This window comes from Paraburkholderia oxyphila NBRC 105797 (assembly GCF_000685075.1).
GTDB lineage: Bacteria > Pseudomonadota > Gammaproteobacteria > Burkholderiales > Burkholderiaceae > Paraburkholderia > Paraburkholderia oxyphila.
The window spans coordinates 54,177-75,587 of sequence record NZ_BAYD01000050.1 but is presented as its reverse complement, the minus strand read 5'-3'; the positions used below and the strand labels follow the sequence as shown (position 1 = coordinate 75,587).

The window sequence follows — 21,411 nt, the reverse complement described above, 5'->3', positions numbered from 1 at the left end:
GCAACACTTGCATCCCGAATGCAAAACAAGGAAAGGCCAAGGTTCACACCAAGGATCGCATATCGTCAGGAAAACGAACCAGGCGCGCCCAGCGCTCAATAGCGAGCAAGCTGGCTACCATTCACCTGAACCCGATCACCAGGCCGCAGATCCCCTGGCGTCGGCACATTGAACGAGCGCATCGATCCGTCGCTCAAACGGACGTCAATACGATATCCCGCGGGCTGGCCCATCTGCTGCCCGATCTGATTACCGGCGTAGGCGCCGCCGAGCGCGCCGATGACCGTTGCCGCATCGCGACCATGACCGCCGCCGAACTGATTGCCGACCACGCCGCCCACCAGCGCGCCCACCACGGTGCCGGCAATGCCCGAAGCGCCCGTGGCGTTGCTGATCGGGCTGATATTCGCAATCGTGCCGTACTGCACGCCATATTGATTGCCGTATTGCGAGTCGTACTGGCTACCGGACTGGCCGTTGCTTTGCGTGTCATACGGCTGTTGCGGCGGGGGCGGCGGCGCGTAGGCGGGCTGTTGGACGGTGCCCGGTTGCGCGTAGGCCGGCTGGGCATAGGCGGGCGCCTGGCCCTGGTAGCCTTGCTGCGCGCCATAAGGCGCATAGCCCGGCGCGACGCACGCCGACAACGAAAGGCTTGCAGCGGCGGCAAGGGCGGCGATCAGGGCGGACTTGGTAGAGAGCATGGGCATCACGGTGTTATGTGCATCGGCGTCGCACCAGGCGCGGCGAGCATGAGTAGTAAGGCGAATGCGCGGGAGTATAAGGAAAGGCAGTCGACCCGTGCGATGCCCGCGCGTAACAACATGTATCTTGTGTATCTATTCAAACCGATGGCTTGTGAAAAGTGCTCCGCGCCATGTGAACTGCGTGTGCGGTGTCGCGACAACGGCGTTACATCGCTAACCGTACGGTTACGCGTTGCGGCCGGCGACTCCAGGGCCACCCGCGAATTGCAATTTCGGTCAAGCAGATTGACTGAGTCGAACATCCCCTTCTCGATTCCTGGTGGCTAAACTTGGCACCACGTTAGCGCCACCGCCGCGGGCGGTCGATCTTGGCGATTTCCCAAGGTGCACGGGCACTATCGACGGAGGAATACGCGATGGAAGAGTTCTACACAGAAGAGCAAAGGATGATCCGTGAAGCGGCGCGCGGGTTTGCACAAGAGCAACTCGCACCCAACGCGGCGCAATGGGAGAAAGACCACTGGATAGCCGATGAAGCGGTCTCGCAGTTGGGAGCGCTGGGCTTGCTCGGGATGATCGTCCCTGAAGAATGGGGCGGCTCCTATACGGACTACGTGGCGTACGCGATTGCCGTCGAGGAAATCGCAGCCGGTTGCGCAGCGACGGCCGCAATGATGAGCGTGCATAGCTCCGTAGGCTGTGGACCCATCCTGAACTTCGGGAGCGATCGCCAGAAGCACACGTATTTGCCAGACATGGCGAGCGGACGAATAATTGGCTGCTTCTGCTTGACCGAACCTCAAGCTGGCTCCGAAGCGAATAACCTCAAGACCCGGGCTGTTTTGAAGAACGGGATGTGGACGCTAAATGGCAGCAAGATGTTCGTGACGAACGCCAAGCGGGCGAAGGTTGCGATCGTATTCGCCGTTACCGACGCCGAGCTGGGCAAGAAAGGGCTTTCAGCGTTCATCGTCCCCACGGACACCCCGGGCTTTATCGTCGGCCGGCCGGAGCACAAGCTTGGCATTCGTGCCTCCGACACCTGCGCCGTAACGTTGGAGGATTGCACGGTTGCGGAGGACCAACTCCTTGGGGAGCGGGGCAAGGGACTAGCCATCGCGCTTTCCAACCTCGAAGGCGGGCGAATTGGCATCGCGGCGCAGGCGCTCGGTATTGCCAGAGCGGCGTTCGAGCAAGCGCTGGCCTATGCCAAGGATCGGAAGCAGTTCGGCGCGGCAATCGTCGACCACCAAAGCATTGGCAATATGCTCGCAGACATGGCGACCCGCATCAACGCTGCACGTATGTTGATTCATCACGCAGCACGCCTGCGGACAATTGGAAAGCCGTGTCTTTCGGAGGCGTCGCAGGCCAAACTCTTTGCCTCCGAGGTAGCGGAGTGGGTCTGCACAAAGGCGATCCAGATCCACGGCGGCTACGGTTACCTGGAGGACTATCCGGTAGAGCGACACTACCGGGACGCGAGAATTACGCAGATCTACGAAGGGACGAGCGAGATTCAACGTATGGTGATCGCGCGTACGCTCAAAGACTGAGCGCGTGGTTGCCAACGCTGGATGTGTGAACCTGATGCGTTTATTGTGTTGACTGAGTCAGTCATACGAAATAATTGTCATCGCGCAGCACACTAAACCCGGCGTCTCTACGGATGTCACGCAGGGACCCGGGGGCAAGCGGTAGAAGGGAGAGAGAATGACAAAAATAGTCCCATCGTCGAACCTGATTTGCGAAGATTTTTACTTGCCATCAGAGCCTTCCAGTGTCCAGATTCATCTCCGGCGCAAATGCTTGTCACCCGAGGCGAGCCGAGGCAACCGCGCGGTAACGATATTTGTTCATGGTGCCACGTTCTCTGGCGTATCCGCGTTCGACACCCCGTTACACGGCGGCTCGTGGCTCGATTTTGCAGCGGCACACGGTCACGATGCCTACGCCGTCGACATTCGAGGCTACGGTCTTTCGTCGCGCCCGCCAGGCGATGATGAAGCGACGTCGGCCGACCGGCCCCACCCACGTACGGAGGAAGCGATTCTCGATCTGAGCGCTGCGGTAGATTTTGTCCTTGCTCGCACCGGGGTAGAAAGCGTGAATCTTGTCGGGTGGTCTTGGGGTACGGCGATTTCTGGCGGTTACACCGCAAGGAACAACTCAAAGGTGCGGCGACTGGTAATGTACGCGCCGTTATGGAAGATTTCGCCGCCACTTTGGACGGCGCCGCCGCTATCTTTGGCTGCAAAGATGTGGATGTCGGCATTGGGGCCGCTCATTGCATCGACGCTTTCCCCATATCGGAAAGTTACGCTAAAAGACACCAGAACGCGGTGGTTTCGTGGAGTAGACGCAAGCACAGCGCAAGTGCTTTGTCCGGAGGAGGAAATCGAACGGTGGTGGGATCATGCACTGAGTACGGATCCCGTTGGTGCGTCGCAGACGCCGCCCGTACTGTACGCTCCGAACGGCGTGCTGGCGGATCTGACTCAATATTGGGCCGCGGGCATTCCCACATACGAGCCCAAAAACATTGAAGTTCCGGTTTTGACTATTCTGGGTGAATGGGATGTCGATACACCCGTGCGCATGGCGTCCGAATTGTTTGAGCGTTTGACTGGAGCGCCTTATAAGCGCATGGAGGTATTGGGCCAGGGAACGCACTCCATGTGTCTCGAGGTTAACCGCTTCGAGCTCTACCGGCGGGTCGAGCATTTCCTGAGCTCGACGTTGCCGTGAGGCGAGAATGTGCATCCGGAAAAGACGGCATATCCGGCATCATCTGAAGGCATGGATCATTTGACAGGCTTTTGTTTTTCGCTCCGGTAGTCACTGGGGCGCAGTCCGGTCCACTTCTGGAAAGCCCGGTAAAACGCACTGGGCTCGGCGAATCCAAGCTCTTGCGCGATCAAGCCGATGGGGCGGTCGGACCCTTGAAGCGCACTTATTGCAAAATCGCGCCGGAGATGGTCCTTGATCGAGAGGTATGTCTGCCCTTCCGTCCTCAGCCGCCGTCGCATCGTTGCTTCAGAAAGGCGGAAGTGCTTTGCCAGCTCACTCGATGAGGGCCACCGCTCGGCCGGACTCTCTCGTAGAAGGCGCCGGACCCGAGCCGCCAGGGAATCGGGATTGCGGTATTTGACGATAAAGTTGCCCGGTGCATCCCTTAGAAAACCTTTGACGGATTTTTTGGTTTGAACAACGGGTAAATCGATAAATTCATCGGTCAAGTCAACGTACGTCGTGTCTTGTCCAAACGTCATGTCTTCGCAAAACAGCAGCTTGTATTCGTCAACCGCAGCCGGCTCGGAACACTGGAAGCATGCCCGCAAGACAGATATGCGATTGCCTACGAGCCAGCAGACGAGCCCGTAGACAAGCAGAAAGTAAGTTGCGTAAGCAAACATGGTTGGCGCTTGCGCGTGCTTCGAATGCACAAATTCCAGTCGAATGCTTTGGTCTTTCGCGCTAACTCGCACGAAGATGTCATCTAACACAAGACGCATGAACGCCACCGCGCTTGCGAGCGCCCGGCCGCCTGTCTGAGCGGTGAGTGCTGTGCGCGTCATCGCGACAAAGCCACCGCTCCTCATCGGGTGAGAATCTTGTCCGAAGAATTCGTCATCCATGGCGCGCGCGATGCTGTTCCACAGCGTTCCATATTGCTCCGAGGTGATACGGCTTCGCGGTGATGCCAGGACAGTCGGGGAGATTCCCGCGGCATCCAGTAGAGGTCCGGTATCAAGGCCTGCGCGCCGTGCAAGGCTCAACGTCTCCTCGACGAGGATCACCGAAACGGTTCCCTTTTCACTTTCCATGCATATTCTGCGTGTTTGAAGTGTTCGCCTAAATCGCGTATGGCATTAACGGTCATGTCAAATGACCGCGCCGAGCATCCCAATTTCAACAGTGCGTGAATACACTGCAAGCCAGTGCCTTCACCTGCCCGAGCGGCTCGCCACAGTATAGGCTCTTGGGGCGAGGTTTGGGGGAGCGATGAAAGTTCAATGCGCGTGCGAACAGAGAGCAGGTTATGAAAGTCCTCGTAGCAGTGAAGAGAGTGATCGATTACAACGTGAAAGTCCGCGTGAAATCGGACGGTACGGGTGTCGATATCGCCAACGTCAAGATGTCGATGAACCCGTTCGACGAAATCGCCGTGGAAGAGGCCGTGCGCCTGAGGGAAGCCGGCGTCGTCACCGAGGTGATCGCTGTGTCCGCCGGTGTGGCGCAGGCGCAGGAAACGCTGCGCACGGCGCTGGCGATCGGCGCGGACCGCGCGATCCTGATCGAGTCGAATGAAGATCTGCAGCCGCTCGCCGTGGCGAAGCTGCTCAAGGCGCTCGTCGACAAGGAGCGGCCGCAGCTCGTGATTCTCGGCAAGCAGGCCATCGACGACGATTCGAACCAGACCGGCCAGATGCTCGCCGCGCTGGCGAACCTGCCGCAAGCGACCTTCGCTTCGAAGGTCACGATCGCCGACGGCCGTGCCACGGTCGCGCGTGAAGTCGACGGCGGCGCGGAAACGCTGTCGCTGAAGTTGCCCGCAGTGGTCACGACGGACCTGCGCCTGAACGAGCCGCGCTACGTCACGCTGCCGAACATCATGAAGGCGAAGAAGAAGCCGCTGGAGACGGTCAAGCCCGAAGAGCTTGGCGTCGATGTCACGCCGCGCCTGAAGACCCTGAAGGTTGCCGAGCCGCCCAAGCGTGGCGCGGGTGTGAAGGTGCCGGATGTGAAGACGCTGGTCGAGAAGCTGAAGACCGAAGCCAAGGTGCTGTAAGGGAAGCGAAGCAAAATGACGAATCTGGTTATTGCCGAACACGACAACGCGTCGATCAAGGCTGCGACGCTGAACACGGTGGCCGCCGCGCAGAAGATCGGCGGCGACGTGCATGTGCTGATCGCGGGTCACAACGCCCAGGCTGCCGCTGAAGCAGCGGCGAAGATCGCTGGCGTCTCGAAGGTACTGCTGGCCGACGCGCCGCAACTCGAGCAAGGCCTCGCGGAAAATGTCGAAGCAACGGTCCTGAGCATCGCTCAGCACTACACGCACATCCTGGCTCCTGCCACGGCTGCGGGCAAGAACGTCACGCCGCGCATCGCCGCGAAGCTGGACGTCGCGCAGATCTCGGATATCACGGCAGTGGATTCGCCGGACACGTTCGAGCGGCCGATCTACGCGGGCAATGCCATTGCGACGGTTCAGTCGCAAGATCCCATCAAGGTGATCACGGTTCGCACGACCGCATTCGACGCTGCGGCGGCCGAAGGCGGCAGCGCGGCGGTGCAGAAGCTCGAGGCGGCGGCAGACAGCGGCCTCTCACAATTCGTGAGCCGCGAAGTCACCAGGCTCGACCGTCCGGAACTCACGAGCGCGAAGATCGTCGTCTCGGGCGGCCGGGGTCTCGGTAGCGGCGAGAACTACACGAGGGCGCTGGAGCCGCTGGCCGACAAGCTCAACGCAGCGCTCGGCGCCTCACGCGCAGCAGTCGACGCAGGCTATGCCCCGAATGACTATCAAGTCGGCCAGACCGGCAAGATCGTTGCCCCGCATCTGTATATCGCAGTGGGCATCTCGGGCGCCATCCAGCACCTCGCGGGCATGAAGGATTCAAAGGTGATCGTGGCGATCAACAAGGACGAAGAGGCACCGATCTTCAGCGTGGCCGACTACGGCCTCGTGGGAGATCTGTTTACGCTGACACCCGAACTTGTCGCCGCAATCGACGGTCAGGGACCTGACTGAGATCTCGTCCGATAGAGAAGGCAACTGGGTGCGTTTGGGTGCGATGGCCATGGCCTGATATGCAGGAGTGCATATTATATCTGGTGTGTGCTGAGTTTGGATAATTTGAATGAGTCAGAGAAAAGTCATCTGGCCATTGAGGAAAATGTCATGCAGTCGACCGTCGGTAGCATTAATCTCGATAGTTTATTCCAGGCGCTTTGGCAGGCACAGCAAGACTATCTGACCGAAGCCGCCAGGCAGGCTGACGCGCTCGGCGTTTCCATGCCGACAAATCCAGCGATAGAATCAGGCCGGCTATTGCTGGATCTCTATAGATTAAACACAGGTAAAGTCGCCGGAATCGAAGGCGAGTACATCGAAAAGCAGTTTGCACTGTGGTCGAGCATGTGGATGAAGAACACTGCGGGTTCTGTCATTGACGCTCATAAGGGTGACCGGCGCTTCGATGCTCAGGAGTGGAATGACTATCCGTTGTTCGACTATATCAAGCAGTCGTATTTGCTTGCATCTGACGCACTTCTGAAGGTGATTGACTCCGCGAACCTGGACGACAAAAACAAGGAGGAAGTCACGTTTGTCGCTCGCCATTTTCTTGACGCCATGTCCCCAGCCAACTATGCGCTCAGCAATCCGGAAGTCCTCAAACTGGCGGCTGAGACAAAGGGGCAAAGCCTCGTAAGCGGCCTGAAAATGATGGCTGAAGATCTCGGAAAGGGATATATCTCCATTTCTGACGAGGCAGCTTTTGAAGTGGGTGAGAATCTTGCCAATACGCCCGGCGTGGTTGTATACGAAAATGAGCTGATCCAGCTAATCCAGTATCGAGCGACAACGGGGAAGGTACATGCCGTTCCCCTGGTTATCGTGCCTTCCGTGGTCAACAAATTCTACATACTGGATCTCGCACCCGAAAGTTCCTTCGTTCGCTACTATGTATCGCAAGGATATACCGTGTTTATCGTGTCGTGGCGCAATATATCGCCGGCGTCGCAGCACCTCACCTGGGATGATTACGTCGAGAAGGGCGTGATCGCAGCGCTCGAGGTAGCGTCGGAAATCACCAGGCAGAAGAAGGTCAATGCACTAGGCTACTGCGTTGGCGGCTCTCTGCTAGCTTGCGCGCTCGCGGTGCTGGCTTCAAAAGGCAAATATCCGCTCGCCAGCATGACGCTGCTCATTGCCATGCTGGATTACGCCAACCCGGGCGAGATCGGCGTTTATCTACGCAATGCCTTTCTCGATCAGCGATTGAAAGCGCTTTCCCAAGGTGGAATTGTCTCCGGAAAGGAACTTTCGCGGGCGTTTGCCAGCCTGCGCGCGAACGACCTGGTGTGGTCCTTCGTGATCAACAATTACTTGAAAGGCCAGAAGCCGCAGGCATTTGATCTTCTCTATTGGAACAGCGACGACAGCAATTTTCCGGGGCCAATGTTCTCATCCTACCTGCGTGACTGCTATGCGGAAAACAAGCTGATACAGCCCGGGGCCATGACGGTGTGCGGTGAGCCAGTGGATCTGGATTTGATCGATGTGCCAACCTACATTTTCAACGCCAGCGAAGATCACCTGGTGCCGTGGAAGTCCGGATACGAGAGCGTGAAACGGTCACGGAGCAAGGTCGAGTTCGTACTGGGTGGAGGCGGCCACATCACGGGTCCCGTTAATCCATTTTCCAGAAATAAGCGGAACTATTGGGTCGACGGAGATTTGGACGGAAGCGCCGACGCGTGGCTTGCCAGTGCGCAGTCAATGCCGGGAAGCTGGTGGCCGCATTACGCCGCGTGGCTCAAAGGGCATTCTGGAAAAGAGGTCGCGGCGCCGGAGAACGTCGGCAACGGAAAATATCAGGAGATCGAGGCCGCGCCGGGTCGTTACGTCAAAGAACGCGGAATCTGATGTAGAGGCGATAAGGCGTCAATCCACACACGATAAGCGATCTTCATATGGACGTTCGTGCGTGCAAGCGTTTCGCGTTGACGAGGTGTGTCGTACCAATTCAGTTATTGGAGAGAAAGAATGATCGATTGTCGGAAGGAGGGCCACACGGCGGTCCTGACCATCAACAATCCGCCTGCAAATACCTTCACCGCTGAAAGTCTGCTAGCGCTGAAGGAGATAGTCCGTACATTGAATGACGATCGGGAAGTCTACGCCGTCGTGGTGACGGGTGAAGGCAACAAGTTTTTCAGCGCGGGCGCGGAGTTGAAGCGCTTTGCGGCAGGCGACAAAGTTGCGGCGCGCCTGATGGTGCAAAGATTCGGTGAAGCTTTTGAAGCATTGCAGGAGGCACGCCCGGTTGTTATCGCCGCAATCAACGGCTACGCAATGGGCGGGGGACTGGAGTGCGCGCTTGCTTGCGACATTCGCATTGCCGAGGAACAGTCGCAGATGGCTTTGCCGGAGCCCGCAGTGGGCTTGCTTCCGTCCGGATGTGGTACTCAGACCCTGCCTTGGCTGGTGGGCGAGGGCTGGGCCAAGCGCATGATCCTGACCAACGAACGGGTGAATGCCGAAACGGCTTTACGCATCGGCCTGGTGGAGGAGGTGGTGGGCAAGGGCGAGTCGCTGGATGCGGCGCTAAAAATGGCGGAACGCGTCGCCAGCCTGAGCCCGCAGGCGGTAGCGTTCAGCAAGCAACTGATTCACAGCGCGCGTCAGGGTATCCCCCGAAAGGCGGCGCTGGCGTTGGAGCGCGAGCGATTCATCGACCTCTTTGACGGGGATGATCAGCGCGAAGGCGTCAATGCCTTTCTGGAAAAGCGTAAGGCGGTTTGGAAGAACGGCTAAGGCGACGTCGAACGTACCGGGTTCAAATTCCGAATCCGCTTTACACGGACCAGAACTAAATGGAAAGCAAGATTACTCTGACCTCAAGTGGCGACATCGCCGTCGTTACGATGAGAAATCCAGAACAGGCGAATGCAATCGACATTCCGCTATGTGACGAGTTTCTGCGCGTGCTCGATGACATCCGGAATACCCCGCGATTTCGTGCCGTGATACTCCAGGCGACAGGGAAGATATTTTCTGCCGGTGGAAATCTGGCTCAGATTCTCGACGGGCTGGAGAAGGCCGATGACTCTCTCGAGAAGCTCATCGATGCGCTCCACACAGTCATTCTGTCGATCAGGCGGCTGCCGATACCGGTTATTGCCAGTGTCCAGGGTGCCGCGGCGGGTGCAGGTTTTTCGCTGGCCATGGCGTGTGACTGGGTTGTGGCATCCAGGTCCGCTCGTTTTGTCGTTGGCTACGCGCAGTTGGGGACGTCAAGTGACGGAGGGCTCTCTTTTCATTTGGCACGGCGGCTGGGATCTGCGCGAGCGTTGCAGATTTTGTTGGCCAGCGGTGCTTTGAGCGCAGACGAAGCGGGTGCGTCAGGGCTCGTCCAGTATGTCACCGATCCGTCTTCCCTGGAAAGCGATACGCTCGCGCTTGCACGCAAGGTAATAGAGACGCCAGGGGCGGCGGTCAGGGAGTTCAAGTCTCTCGTGGGCGAGGCTTCAGAGAGTGGCCTTGAACAACATCTCGAGCGCGAAAAGCAGGCGTTTCTGAGATGCGCGTTGACGGATGAATTCCGGCAACGCGTTACCGACTTCGTTGGACGGTCGAATCTGGGAAAGGTGCCGCTGAAATGAAACGCTCACGTGTGTCGTGATCGTGCCGGGCTATGGTCTTGCGGTGGCGCGTGCGCAGCATGCGTTGAAGGAGCTTGCGGACAAGCTCGTCGAGAAGGGCATTGACTGATTTTTTTCTTGTTCAATTTGGAGAGGTACTGTGTCTCAGCGCGAAATCTACGTAGTCGGCGCCGCCCGCACCGCAATCGGCACCTTTGGCGGCGCTCTCAAGGACGTCCCCAATACGAAGCTCGCCACGACTGCCGTGCGGGCGGCCATCGAGCGAAGCGGCGTCTCCCCGGATGCCATTGGCCATGTGGTGATGGGCAACGTGATCCCGACCGAGCCGAGCGACGCCTATCTGAGCCGTGTGGCGGCCATCGACTCGGGCTGTCCCATCGAAACGCCGGCTTTCAATGTGAACCGTCTGTGCGGCTCGGGCCTGCAAGCCATCGTGTCGGCCGCGCAGGCCCTTGGACAGGGTGATTGCGATATTGCAGTCGGTGCCGGGTCCGAGTCCATGAGCCGCGGCCCCTACCTCGATACTGCCGCACGCTATGGCGCGCGCATGGGTAACGCGGAGCTCATCGATTACATGGTGGGCATTCTGCACGACCCGTGGGAAAAGATGCACATGGGCATCACGGCGGAGAACGTCGCCCTGCGATATGGCATCTCGCGCGAACAGCAAGATGTGCTGGCAGCCGAGAGCCACCGCCGGGCGGCAATCGCCATCGAGGAGGGCCGCTTCAAAGCGCAGATCGTCCCTGTCGAGATCAAGACGCGCAAGGGTTCGGTGCTGTTCGACACAGACGAGCACGTGCGTGCTGCCACCACAGTCGATACGCTCGCCGGCATGAAACCGGTCTTCAAAAAGGACGGCACGGTGACCGCCGGGAATGCCTCAGGGATCAACGACGGCGCCGGTGCCGTGGTGCTCGCGACAGGCGAGCGCGTCACTGCACTGGGTCTTACGCCCCTGGCACGCCTCGTGGGATATGCACATGCGGGCGTCGAGCCGGCATTCATGGGCATCGGCCCCATTCCCGCCACGCGCAAGGTGCTGGCGCGCACCGGCCTCAAGATCGAGGACATGGACGTCATCGAAGCCAACGAGGCGTTCGCCGCACAGGCTTGTGCCGTGATCGGGGAGTTGGGACTTGACCCGGCAAAGGTCAATCCCAACGGCTCGGGTATCTCGCTCGGCCATCCCGTGGGTGCAACGGGCGCGATTATCACGATCAAGGCATTGGCCGAATTGCAGCGTACGGGCTGCCGCTACGCGTTGGTCACGCTGTGCATTGGCGGTGGCCAGGGCATTGCGGCGATCTTTGAACGCACCTAGAGCGGCTCGCCAGACGCGCGGGAGTTTTTACACGCGTCTGTATCACATGCAAGGTATTCGTCCGTGAATTGACGGGCTGACGATTTGGAGAATGGAACATGGAGATTCAAGGCAGGACTTTTCTCATTAGCGGCGGCGCCAGTGGATTGGGTGCAGCGACCGCGCGCATGATCGTGGGTCATGGAGGCAGAGCGGTGCTGGCCGACGTCAACGGCCAGGCGGGCGCGGAATTGACGAGCGAGCTTGGCGCAGCCGTGCGATTCATCCAGACCGATGTGACCGATGAAATCTCCGTGGAACGTGCGGTGGCGCATGCTGTCACCGAGTTCGGCGGTCTCCATGGACTGATCTGCTGCGCCGGCGTGGCAACAGGAGAGAAGGTCCTCGGCAAACAGGGACCGCATGGGTTGACCAGCTTCATCAGGACAGTCCAGATCAACCTGATTGGAACGTTCAACATGATCCGCCTTGCCGCCGAGGCGATGCGTAACAATACGCCCGATGAGGAAGGCGAGCGGGGCGTGGTGATCACCACCGCATCGGTCGCGGCGTTCGACGGGCAGATTGGTCAGGCCGCGTACGCGGCCTCGAAAGCCGGTGTGGTCGGTATGACCTTGCCTGTTGCACGTGAACTGGCCGCTTACGGCATCCGTGTGGTCAGCATTGCGCCCGGCATCTTCGAGACGCCTATGTTGATGGGCTTGCCAGCGGACGTGCAGGCGTCGCTCGGTGCGCAGGTACCCTTTCCGTCGCGCCTCGGCAGGCCGCGTGAATATGCACAGCTTGTGCAGTCCATCGTCGAAAACCCGATGCTCAATGGCGAGGTCATCCGCCTGGACGGCGCTATCCGGATGACGGCGAGATAGCGCGAATTCGGGTGGCGGCCGATTCGACTTCGCGCCCGGCCGCGCGCGACGTGTGAATAGGGGCGCTCCTTCGGCAAGGGGCGTTCTCGCCTTGCTCCGGGTTTTCTCCAGACGTATGGGGCCAAAAGGCGCTGTCGCAACCTTTCAGGAGTCGGACTCGGTGCCCGGTCCCGTCGAGGACGGCAGGTGTCCGAAGCGCGACCGGTAGTACTGCGCAAAGCGCCCCGCGTGCGGGATGCCGCAGTCGAACGCGGCTTCCGTGATGGAGGAACCGGCGAGGATCTGTTCACGCGCGACGTCGAGCCTGAGGTCACGCATGTAGCGCATCGGCGAGACATCATGGTGCCGCTTGAAGCTCGCTTGCAAGGTTCGCACGCTGACGCCCACCGCATCGGCGATGTCCTCGAGACTCAGAATTCGCGAGAGGTTTGCGCGGATGAACGCCTCGGCGCGCCGGATCTCGCGACTCACACTGGGCTGCCGCTGGTCATCGAGGATGGCAGGTAGAGCGGTGCGTTCGAGCAGCGTAACCATCAGCGCTTCGACGCGCTCGCGCACACCGTAATCTTTGCCAATCGCGTCGATGGACGCACGTGAGGACAGCAGAAATTGCACGTAGTCGAACCAGGGCGCGAGCGCCGGGTTCGTGACGCCGAAAGCCATGTTCCTCTGGAGAGGCAGTGTCCCGAGCAGGCCGGTTTCCATGCGAATCACGAGTCTGACGCTGTCACGCGAAAACCTTGCCCGCAATACGCCGCGAGGGCAGGCCAGATATCCCCGGTTGGCAAGCATCGGATGGACCTGGCCGTTGTCCTCCACTTCACCGGAGCCTTCCAGGCACGCGATCATGACCGCGTAGTCACCATCCCCCACCGCCTCGAGTGAGGCCTCTGTCCCCAATGCAATCACGGCGATCGAGAACGCGCCGATGTGAATGCCGCTGACCTGGGCCGGGCGCTCGAGATGGCCCAATGGAGTCACTTTGGTGGACGCAAGAAAACGGGCTAGATGCTGGCCCGTCTCGGCCGGCTCATACGACCTCAACAGGGGAAGCTTGTGGTGAGTGACCAGGTTCATGTTAGCTCCACCAGACTCCGGTCGACGTTCGAGTCGATCAAACAGCAAGCATATGCCGTGGGACCTGGTGGGGTCAATAGGTGCCGTGCGGGGCACCGTCTTGCGGTTTGAAGCGGGCGTCAACCGGTGCGGGCGCTGCCACGGTAGCGTTCTGACACCAAGGTGCTGCGGTGCGGCAAATGTCGACGCCGCTGCTCCAGCGGTCCTTTGTGCACCCCGAAGAAGGCGGTTTTCACGCCGGTTGCTCAACTCCCTGCGCAAATCGGATACAGGCTCTGCAAATGCGCGCGAATCGGATAGATACGATCGGACCGCCACCCTACATTAGCTGCGAAGGGGGAAGCACACAGGCTTCTCCGCAAGGAGACAAACATGCTTCGATACCAGCGACTCGCCCGAGTCGACTTGAACGTCACGAATCTGGATCGTTCCCGCGACTTCTATGAAGCAATCGTCGGACTGACGCCGATCGGGCGGAACGCGGACGGCTCGGCGTCGTTTCTCTGCGGTACTGACGATTGCGTGGTGGTGCTGCACGAATCCGCAGTGCCGGGCTTCCGCTCGCTTGCGTTGTCACTGGAAGATGAATCCGCGTTCGACGAGCTGGGTGAACGACTCAGCGAGCACCACATTGCCTTTGATGAGGTGTCGGCCGAAGAATGCAACGCCCATTCGCTCGTGCGCGCCTGGCGTATTGCCGAACCCAACACCGGCGCGGCCTTCGAGTTCTGTCTCCCGCGTGGCGGCGCGCTGTCCCGCACGTTCACGCCGACGGTCGCCAGGATTCAGCGCATCGGCCACGTGGTGTTTTGCACGCCGCGCCGTGCCGAGGCGGTCACGTTCATGCGCAACGTCTTGGGGTTCGCGATGTCGGACGACATCGAGGGTGTCATCACGTTGTTGCGGCCTCCACCCAACCCTTATCACCACGGCGTGGGGGTGGGGCTCGGCGCGCGTGACGGCTTGCATCACGTCAATTTCATGGTGTCCGCGATCGACGACATCGGGATCGCCATCAACCGGTTCAAACGGGCCGGCGTGCCCATTGTTTTCGGTCCCGGCCGCCACCCGGCCTCGGAGAGCGTGTTCCTCTATTTTCTGGACCCGGACGGTCTGACGCTCGAGTACAGCTTCGGCATGGAGGAGTTTGCCGAGGTCTCCCCGCGCGAGCCGAGGGTGCTGCCTCCGGTGCCGGAGTCCATCGACGGCTGGGGGGGCATCCGTGATCCGCGGATGTCCGCGACGGGACTCGTTCAACCCTACCGTGCCGGTTCAGGTTGGCAGGCCTGGGTAGAGGGCGCGGCATGAACACCTCGACCATCGACATTCACACGCACATCGTTCCGTACGATTTTCCCGCGTACGCAGGCACCGCGTCGGGCGCGTCCTGGCCGCACATGTGCGACTCCCCGCAGTGCAATCACCGAAACGTGATGATCGACGGCAAGGTCTTTCGCACGGTCTCGCACGAGTGCTGGGACGTCGAGCAGCGTCTTCATCACATGGACAAAACGGGTATCGGCCGGCAAGTGCTCTCGCCGATGCCGGAGCTGCTGTCGTACTGGATGCCGGCCACGGACGCGCTCGTGCTGTGCCGGCACATCAACCACGCCATCGAGGAGATGGTGGCGCAGGCGCCCGAGCGTTTTTCCGCGCTCGGCTGCGTGCCGCTGCAGGACCCGGAGCTTGCCGCGCGCGAACTCGAGCGGCTGATGAAACAGGGGACTTTCCGCGGCGTAGAGATCGGGACCAATATCGACGACGTGGTGATCGGCGACCCGCGCTTCGAGCCGTTCTTCGCAGCGGCCGAAGAGCTCGGTGCTTCAATCTTCGTGCACCCGCTGAGGGCGGCGGGGATGAACCGGCTGGTGGGCCCCCCGGGGCTGATTCAACTGGTGGCCTTTCCGGGCGAAAACGCGCTGGCGGCAGCGTCGTTGATTACGGGGGGCGTGCTCGATCGCCATCCTCGGCTACGGATCGCGTTCAGCCATGGCGCAGGCGGCTTCGCGCTCACGCTGCCGCGCCTTGCGGCCGGATGGCAGCAACTCGGGTTGTCGCATCAAAGGTCGCCTTGGGAGCAGGCGCGCAGTCTGTTCTACGACACACTCGTCTATGACGGACCGACCCTGGCCCATCTGATTGCGACCTTCGGCGCGACGCAACTGTGTATCGGCACGGACCATCCGTTCGTGATCCAGGATACCCGGCCTGTGCAACGACTCGACGAGATGGACCTCGATAGCGAAACGCGGCAACTTCTGCTGTCGGGCAACGCGATGCGCTTTCTGGGTGAGGCATCGCCCGTGGCGGCGCCTCATGATGCACTTCGGAGTGCTACATGAAGGGTCAGCCATAGGGGAAGTTACGTTGCCGTTTCATCTCATCACTTGTGAACCCATCCAATTCGGAGACTGATGCAATCATGGAACAAATTAATCGCCAGGTCTGGCTCAAGTCCAGACCCAATGGCATCCCGCAGGCGGAAGATTTTGCCATCCGGGTGGCGCCGGTCCCCAGCGCGGCGGAAGGCGAGTTCGTGGTCCGTAACAGTTACCTGTCCGTCGATCCTGCAATGCGTGGCTGGATCGCCGACACGAGCACCTACTGGCCCCGGATCGAGGTCGGCGACACGATGCGTGCCTTTTCCGTCGGCGAAGTCGTTTCGTCACGGCACCCTGACTACGCCGTCGGCGAGCAGGTGATGGGCATTTTCGGCTGGCAGGATTATGCGGCCGTGCGCCCCGAACAGGTCATGCGCAAGGTGCTCGAGCGCGATCTTTCATTGTCTTTGTCGCTGGGTGTGCTCGGTCTCAATGGGCTCACTGCGTACTTCGGCCTGCTCGACGTGTGCCAACCCAAGCCGGGCGAGACGGTGGTCGTGTCGACTGCGGCCGGTGCCGTCGGTTCCGCCGTGGGCCAGATCGCGCGCATCAAGGGTTGCAGGGTCGTGGGCATTGCGGGCGGGGAAGACAAGGTCCGGCAATGCGTCGAGGAGTTCGGCTACGACGTCGCCATCGACTACAAGCGCGAGGCCGACATTGACGCCGCGCTGCGCAAGGCGTGCCCCGATGGCATCGACGTGTACTACGACAATACGTCCGGCGCGGCGCTCGATGCCGTGCTTCGCCAGATCAATGTGCATGCGCGCATCGGCATCTGCGGCACGGCGTCGTTCGCAAGCTGGGAACCCTGGAATCAGGGCCCGCGACCGGAGCGGCATCTGCTCGTCAAGCGCGCGACCATGCGTGGTTTTCTCACGACGGACTTCGCCGCGCGCTACGAAGAGGCCATCGCCGACCTGGCGGGCTGGATTCGCGCCGGCAAGTTGAAGTATCGCGAAGACATTCGTGAAGGCATCGAGTCCGCGCCCGGACTGATCCAGACGCTGTACGAGGGCGGCAACGCCGGAAAGCTGCTCATCCGCCTTCGTGAGGAACCCGAACTGGCAGATAGGAGCACGTCGTGAACCCGCCGCGGGCGCCCCACAAGGTTGTGCTGAGTTGTGCCGTTACGGGCTCGATTCATACGCCTTCGATGAGTCCGTATCTGCCGGTGACGCCGGACGAGATTGCACGCGAATCCATCGCGGCTGCCGAAGCCGGTGCCGCCGTCTTGCACCTCCACGCGCGCAACCCGGGCGACGGCAGCCCGAGTCCCGATCCCGACATCTTCATGGAGTTTCTTCCGCGCATCCGGGAGGCTTGCGATGCCATCGTGAACATCACGACAGGCGGCGGGCAGGGCATGTCTCTGGACGACCGGCTGGCCGCGGCGCTGCGCGCGTCGCCGGAACTCGCGTCGTTGAACATGGGCTCGATGAACTTCGGGTTGTTTCCGGCGCTTGGTCGCTACAAGGACTTTCAGCACGCCTGGGAAGCGCCCTATCTCGAGCGCTCGCGAGACTGGATTTTTCGCAACACGTTCTCGGATATCGAGCAGATTCTCGAGCGCCTCGGCAAGGGGCATGGCACGCGTTTCGAGTTCGAGTGCTACGACACCGGTCACCTGTACACGTTAGCCAACTTTCTCGACCGAAAACTGGTCAAGCCGCCTTTGTTCGTGCAGTCGATCTTCGGCGTGCTGGGTGGCCAGGGGGCGGACACGGAAAATCTTCTGCATGCCAAACGGATCGCCGACAAGCTGTTCGGTAATGACTATCTCTGGTCGATCATGGCCGTGGGACGCCACCAGCTCGGCTTCACGACGATGGGCGCGCTCAACGGCGGCCATGCCCGCGTGGGCCTCGAGGACAGTCTGTATACCGGTAAAGGACGGCTCGCGACTTCGAACGCGGAACAGGTGACGCTGCTGCGCGGCATTCTCGAGTCGCTGTCGCTGGAGATCGCCTCGCCCGCGGAAGCGCGTGCGCTGCTTGACCTGAAAGGCGCGGACAACGTGGCTTTCTGAGGTTCGATGAACAACGCGCCGCACCGGCCGGCGTCACGCAACGGTGCGGATCGGGTTACAGAAATATGGAGAGTAAAACATGTCGAAACTGATCGTTCGATATGAGGACAATGGTGTGGTCCAGTGGGGCGAACTCATCGGCGCTGCGCCGCAGCGCGCGGACGACGCTGTTCGCCTGGTACCGCTTGCCGTGCAGGGCGCGACGACAGCGGAGTTCCTCGCACAACCATCCGGCATCGGTCCAGCCGATGAAAGCCAGGCCGTGGAAATCAAGGCCGCGGCGCTGCTGTCGCCGGTGACATCCGGCGCCGCGCTGACATGTCAGGGCCTCAACTACGTGTCGCATGCGCAGGAAGCGAAGCACGCCGAGCGCAAGAGCAATCTCATCTTCGGCAAGGCGGGATCGTCGATCACGGGCCCCTATGACGATATCGTGCGTCCGCCGGAGGTCGAGTTGCTCGACTACGAGGTTGAGTTTGCGCTCGTGATCCGCAAGCGGATTGGCGCCCAGGATCGCATCACTGACGAGAACATCGGCGAGTACGTTGCGGGCGTCGTGCTTTGCAACGATGTATCCGCGCGCGATGTCCAGTTCGGAGAGTCATTGCTGCAGTGGTTCCGGGGCAAGAGCTATCGCACCTTCTGTCCGGTCGGACCCGTCATGTGGCTCCTCGAACCCAATGAGGTGGCTGCGGCTCTCGAACGACTGGAGATCCGTCTGCATGTCAATGGCGAACTGCGCCAGCAGGCGAGCTCGCAACAGTTGATCTGGAAGCCCGTGGAGACGCTGAACTTCGTGGGCACCGTCCTCGACATGCACCCAGGCGATCTGCTGTTGACCGGCACGCCCGGCGGGGTGACCACGCCAGTCACGGCGCGCATGGTCGAGATCATCCAGACCCACCTTCTTCACGACGAAATCCGGCGGGACGAGTTGCGCGTGGAGATGACCAGGGGGCGTCCCTTCCTGCGCGCGGGCGATGTCGTCACGGCGACGCTGGTCGAGACCGGCGAGGGCCGCGTGCTCGGCGGCCTGAGCAACACCGTGATCGAAGCTGCCGCGAGCTAGTGGGGCGATGCGGGAACGGTAATTGAAAAGGAGGATGAGGTTGTGCGAACCCGGTTGACAGAGTTACTCAAGATTCAATATCCCATCGTGCAAGGCGGGATGCAGTGGGTGGGGCGCGCGTCGCTTGCCTCCGCCGTGTCCAATGCCGGTGGCCTGGGCGTGCTGACCGCGTTGACCCAGCCCACGCCAGAAGCCCTGGGGGAAGAGATCGATCGCTGCAGGCGGATGACGTCACGGCCGTTCGGGGTGAACCTCACGGTGCTGCCCACCAGCAATCCGCCCCGCTACGACGAGTACCTCGATGTCATCCTGGGGCGCGATGTGCCCGTGCTCGAGACAGCAGGTAGCGAACTGGGCACGCTGATTGCCAGGGCGAAAGCGCATGGGATCACCGTCATACACAAGTGCACGTCGGTTCGGCATGCGCTGTCGGCCCAGAAGCAGGGTGTCGACGCGGTGTCGATCGACGGATTCGAGGCGGCTGGGCATCCCGGGGAAGACGATATCGGCGGTTTCGTGCTGATCCGCGCGGCGGCACGCAAGCTCGATGTGCCCATTCTGGCCTCGGGCGGCATTGCCGACGGCGCGGGTATGGCCGCCGCGCTGGTACTCGGCGCCGACGGCGTCAACATGGGGACGCGTTTCTGCGCCACGCGCGAGGCACCGCTGCATCCGAACATCAAACAGGCTTTGCTCGCCGCGTCGGAGCGCGACACGACGCTGATTTTCCGGACGCTGAGGAACACGGGCCGAGTGTTGCGCAATACCGTCTCGGAAGCGGTCGTCGCGCTGGAACGACGGCCGCAGGGTGCCGCGTTCCCGGAGTTGCAGCCGCTCGTTGCCGGTGCGCGAGGTCGAGCCGCACTCGAGAGCGGCGCGGTCGACGATGGGCTCGTATGGGCGAGTCAATCAGTCGGTCTTATCGACGATGTGCCGACTTGTGCCGAACTGATCGAACGCATGGTGTCGGAGTGCCAAAGCGCGATTTTGAAGTACTCGAACGTCATGAATCATGAGGTGCAGCAATGACTACGACCCGTCTCTGGATCGACGGCGCATGGGCTCAATCGGGCACCGTTGGCGTATCGATCAATCCCTCGACTGGCAAGGCGCTCGGTGAGTTCTACGACGGGCAGCGCGCCGAGGCGGAGTTGGCGATCGCCGCTGCGCGCCGGGCTTTCGACCACACGCAATGGGCGCATGACCGCCAGTTGCGCGCGCGCGCCTTGATGGAGCTTGCCGACCAGCTCGAGGCAAGAACCGAAGCGCTGATCAGCATGAATGCGCGCGAGACCGGCAAGACAATCCGCGGTGCCTCGCTCGAGGCGCATACCGCTCCCGGGACGTTGCGGCACAACGCGGGTCTCGCGCTCGCTCAGCGGGGCGGTGCATCGGAGATCCTGCCGGGCGTCTTCGGCATCTCGACCCACGAGCCGATCGGGGTGGCTGGACTGATCATCCCGTGGAACGCGCCGTTGGCGCTATGCGTACGCGCGCTGGGGCCGGCTCTCGCGGCGGGATGCACGGTCGTCATCAAGATGCCGGCCCAGACCGCGCTCACCAACGCCTTGATCGCCGAAGCCCTGGCCTCGACGACGAGTCTCCCGCGAGGCGTGGTGAATCTGATCACGGAGAGCGGCAGCGATTGTGCGACGCTCCTCGTCGAGTCGCCGCTTGTCGACGCCATCAACTTCACGGGCAGCACCAGGACGGGCAAGCTCATCGCCGCCAGGGCCGCCGAGAGTTTGAAACGCGTGAGCCTGGAGCTGGGGGGCAAAACGCCGCTCGTGGTCTTCGAAGACGCGGACATCGAGGCGGTGGCGCCGGTGGTGGTCGCTGCCATCACGATGTTCTCGGGGCAGTTCTGCATGGCGGGCTCGCGTGTGCTGGTTCAGCGCAGCGTCGCCGATGCATGGCGTACCCGGCTCGCGGCCATGCTCGAGGCCGTCGTGCTGGGACCCGCGGACGATCCCTCCAGCCAGATGGGACCGCTGATCGACAAGGCCAACGTGGCGCGCGTGGACGCGTTCGTGCGCGATGCGGCCGGGTATGGCCGCGTGCTGGTCCGCGGCGGTCCGGTTCTCGAGGGGCCCCTGGCCGAGGGCGCGTTCTTTCGACCGGCGATGATCGAGCCGTCTCATGTCGACGTTCCGCTGGTTCAGCAGGAGATTTTTGGCCCGGTGCTGAGCTTCGAGACTTTCGCGGACGAGGACGATGCCGTGCGTCTGGCCAACGCCACGCACTATGGTCTTGCGGCGTCGGTTTTCACCCGCGATCTCGATCGTGCACAGCGCGTGGTGCGCGCCATCAAGGCAGGCACGGTATGGGTGAACGGATGGGCCACCTTGTCCGACAGCTACGAGGAAGGCGGGTTCAAGCAGAGCGGCCTGGGCCGGGCCCGCGGCTCTGCAAGCCTCGAGGAATTCCAGGAGACCAAGACCACGATCCAGGTCGCCGCGTCTCACGGGCATGGCGCACGCGCCGGCGGGCATTGACCGGTAAATAGTCTGGATGCCTGAGGGATAGCTGCCTTCGATCCGATCAAGCTTCAGTAATCAAGTAGGGAGA

General features: G+C 61.2%; 19 protein-coding genes and 1 pseudogene. 17 read left to right on the top strand and 3 right to left on the bottom strand.

Going from position 1 to position 21,411, the window contains the following annotated elements; genetic code table 11:
- Positions 1–95 precede the first annotated feature (95 nt).
- Entirely contained in the window at positions 96–710 is a 615-nt protein-coding gene (locus BO1_RS27645) for an outer membrane lipoprotein (protein WP_028220329.1), read from the bottom strand.
- A gap of 410 nt (positions 711–1,120) precedes the next feature.
- Between BO1_RS27645 and BO1_RS27640 the strand changes: the two genes are divergently transcribed.
- On the top strand, positions 1,121–2,260 hold the full coding sequence (locus BO1_RS27640; protein WP_028220328.1) for an acyl-CoA dehydrogenase family protein: 1,140 nt from the start codon (positions 1,121–1,123) through the stop codon (positions 2,258–2,260).
- Between the two features lie 157 nt (positions 2,261–2,417).
- Positions 2,418–3,452: an alpha/beta hydrolase gene (locus BO1_RS56950; RefSeq protein WP_043286728.1), complete on the top strand. Its 1,035-nt coding sequence runs from the start codon at positions 2,418–2,420 to the stop codon at positions 3,450–3,452.
- Between the two features lie 56 nt (positions 3,453–3,508).
- On the opposite strand, the gene BO1_RS27630 is transcribed toward BO1_RS56950, so the two are convergent.
- Positions 3,509–4,531 carry an AraC family transcriptional regulator gene (locus tag BO1_RS27630; protein WP_028220327.1) on the bottom strand — a complete coding sequence of 341 codons (1,023 nt, stop codon included), beginning with the start codon at positions 4,529–4,531 and terminating at the stop codon, positions 3,509–3,511.
- Positions 4,532–4,746: 215 nt separating this feature from the next.
- Between BO1_RS27630 and BO1_RS27625 the strand changes: the two genes are divergently transcribed.
- The 8 genes and pseudogenes from BO1_RS27625 to BO1_RS27590 all read left to right on the top strand — a co-directional run bounded on the left by BO1_RS27625 (position 4,747) and on the right by BO1_RS27590 (position 12,290).
- Positions 4,747–5,496: an electron transfer flavoprotein subunit beta/FixA family protein gene (locus BO1_RS27625; RefSeq protein ID WP_028220326.1), complete on the top strand. Its 750-nt coding sequence runs from the start codon at positions 4,747–4,749 to the stop codon at positions 5,494–5,496.
- A 15-nt stretch (positions 5,497–5,511) separates the two neighbouring features.
- Positions 5,512–6,462 (top strand): electron transfer flavoprotein subunit alpha/FixB family protein, encoded by a 951-nt coding sequence (locus BO1_RS27620; protein WP_028220325.1) that lies wholly within the window; start codon positions 5,512–5,514, stop codon positions 6,460–6,462.
- Positions 6,463–6,612: 150 nt separating this feature from the next.
- Positions 6,613–8,361 (top strand): PHA/PHB synthase family protein, encoded by a 1,749-nt coding sequence (locus tag BO1_RS27615; protein WP_028220324.1) that lies wholly within the window; start codon positions 6,613–6,615, stop codon positions 8,359–8,361.
- A gap of 120 nt (positions 8,362–8,481) precedes the next feature.
- A complete protein-coding gene (locus BO1_RS27610; protein WP_028220323.1) occupies positions 8,482–9,252 on the top strand; it encodes an enoyl-CoA hydratase in 771 nt (256 codons plus the stop codon).
- A 59-nt stretch (positions 9,253–9,311) separates the two neighbouring features.
- Positions 9,312–10,100, top strand: coding sequence for an enoyl-CoA hydratase/isomerase family protein (locus BO1_RS27605; RefSeq protein ID WP_028220322.1), 789 nt, complete (start codon positions 9,312–9,314; stop codon positions 10,098–10,100).
- Between the two features lie 13 nt (positions 10,101–10,113).
- Positions 10,114–10,206: pseudogene (locus tag BO1_RS57965) on the top strand (NAD(P)(+) transhydrogenase (Re/Si-specific) subunit beta); the annotation flags it as partial.
- A gap of 33 nt (positions 10,207–10,239) precedes the next feature.
- A complete protein-coding gene (locus BO1_RS27595) occupies positions 10,240–11,424 on the top strand; it encodes an acetyl-CoA C-acyltransferase family protein (protein WP_028220321.1) in 1,185 nt (394 codons plus the stop codon).
- 98 nt (positions 11,425–11,522) lie between these two features.
- Positions 11,523–12,290, top strand: a complete 768-nt coding sequence (locus tag BO1_RS27590) for a 3-hydroxyacyl-CoA dehydrogenase (RefSeq protein WP_028220320.1) — start codon at positions 11,523–11,525, stop codon at positions 12,288–12,290.
- Between the two features lie 144 nt (positions 12,291–12,434).
- On the opposite strand, the gene BO1_RS27585 is transcribed toward BO1_RS27590, so the two are convergent.
- Complete coding sequence (locus BO1_RS27585; RefSeq protein ID WP_028220319.1) at positions 12,435–13,367, bottom strand: helix-turn-helix domain-containing protein; 933 nt, start codon at positions 13,365–13,367, stop codon at positions 12,435–12,437.
- Between the two features lie 372 nt (positions 13,368–13,739).
- On the opposite strand from BO1_RS27585, the gene BO1_RS52960 reads away from it, so the two are divergent.
- The 7 genes from BO1_RS52960 (at position 13,740) to BO1_RS27550 (ending at position 21,338) form a co-directional block, all read left to right on the top strand.
- Positions 13,740–14,675: a VOC family protein gene (locus BO1_RS52960; RefSeq protein WP_043286726.1), complete on the top strand. Its 936-nt coding sequence runs from the start codon at positions 13,740–13,742 to the stop codon at positions 14,673–14,675.
- Positions 14,672–15,709, top strand: coding sequence for an amidohydrolase family protein (locus BO1_RS27575; protein WP_028220318.1), 1,038 nt, complete (start codon positions 14,672–14,674; stop codon positions 15,707–15,709). Before BO1_RS52960 ends, BO1_RS27575 begins: the two co-directional genes overlap by 4 nt.
- An 80-nt stretch (positions 15,710–15,789) precedes the next feature.
- A complete protein-coding gene (locus BO1_RS27570) occupies positions 15,790–16,833 on the top strand; it encodes an NADP-dependent oxidoreductase (protein WP_028220317.1) in 1,044 nt (347 codons plus the stop codon).
- The gene (locus tag BO1_RS27565; RefSeq protein ID WP_028220316.1) at positions 16,830–17,774 is read left to right on the top strand and encodes a BKACE family enzyme; all 945 of its coding nucleotides are present in this window, start codon (positions 16,830–16,832) and stop codon (positions 17,772–17,774) included. The genes BO1_RS27570 and BO1_RS27565 overlap by 4 nt, the downstream gene beginning before the upstream one ends.
- 79 nt (positions 17,775–17,853) lie before the next feature.
- Entirely contained in the window at positions 17,854–18,843 is a 990-nt protein-coding gene (locus BO1_RS52955) for a fumarylacetoacetate hydrolase family protein (protein WP_043286721.1), read from the top strand.
- Between the two features lie 21 nt (positions 18,844–18,864).
- Positions 18,865–19,872, top strand: a complete 1,008-nt coding sequence (locus BO1_RS27555) for an NAD(P)H-dependent flavin oxidoreductase (protein ID WP_281179206.1) — start codon at positions 18,865–18,867, stop codon at positions 19,870–19,872.
- A complete protein-coding gene (locus BO1_RS27550) occupies positions 19,869–21,338 on the top strand; it encodes an aldehyde dehydrogenase family protein (protein WP_028220314.1) in 1,470 nt (489 codons plus the stop codon). The genes BO1_RS27555 and BO1_RS27550 overlap by 4 nt, the downstream gene beginning before the upstream one ends.
- Positions 21,339–21,411 lie beyond the last annotated feature (73 nt).

Coding starts and splice junctions, on each gene's coding strand:
- BO1_RS27615 (WP_028220324.1), top strand. CDS start 6,613: ATGCAGTCGACCGTCGGTAGCATTAATCTCGATAGTTTATTCCAGGCG.
- BO1_RS27610 (WP_028220323.1), top strand. CDS start 8,482: ATGATCGATTGTCGGAAGGAGGGCCACACGGCGGTCCTGACCATCAAC.
- BO1_RS27640 (WP_028220328.1), top strand. CDS start 1,121: ATGGAAGAGTTCTACACAGAAGAGCAAAGGATGATCCGTGAAGCGGCG.
- BO1_RS27625 (WP_028220326.1), top strand. CDS start 4,747: ATGAAAGTCCTCGTAGCAGTGAAGAGAGTGATCGATTACAACGTGAAA.
- BO1_RS27585 (WP_028220319.1), bottom strand. CDS start 13,367: ATGAACCTGGTCACTCACCACAAGCTTCCCCTGTTGAGGTCGTATGAG.
- BO1_RS27630 (WP_028220327.1), bottom strand. CDS start 4,531: ATGGAAAGTGAAAAGGGAACCGTTTCGGTGATCCTCGTCGAGGAGACG.
- BO1_RS27605 (WP_028220322.1), top strand. CDS start 9,312: ATGGAAAGCAAGATTACTCTGACCTCAAGTGGCGACATCGCCGTCGTT.
- BO1_RS56950 (WP_043286728.1), top strand. CDS start 2,418: ATGACAAAAATAGTCCCATCGTCGAACCTGATTTGCGAAGATTTTTAC.
- BO1_RS27570 (WP_028220317.1), top strand. CDS start 15,790: ATGGAACAAATTAATCGCCAGGTCTGGCTCAAGTCCAGACCCAATGGC.
- BO1_RS27550 (WP_028220314.1), top strand. CDS start 19,869: ATGACTACGACCCGTCTCTGGATCGACGGCGCATGGGCTCAATCGGGC.
- BO1_RS52955 (WP_043286721.1), top strand. CDS start 17,854: ATGTCGAAACTGATCGTTCGATATGAGGACAATGGTGTGGTCCAGTGG.
- BO1_RS52960 (WP_043286726.1), top strand. CDS start 13,740: ATGCTTCGATACCAGCGACTCGCCCGAGTCGACTTGAACGTCACGAAT.
- BO1_RS27590 (WP_028220320.1), top strand. CDS start 11,523: ATGGAGATTCAAGGCAGGACTTTTCTCATTAGCGGCGGCGCCAGTGGA.
- BO1_RS27620 (WP_028220325.1), top strand. CDS start 5,512: ATGACGAATCTGGTTATTGCCGAACACGACAACGCGTCGATCAAGGCT.
- BO1_RS27575 (WP_028220318.1), top strand. CDS start 14,672: ATGAACACCTCGACCATCGACATTCACACGCACATCGTTCCGTACGAT.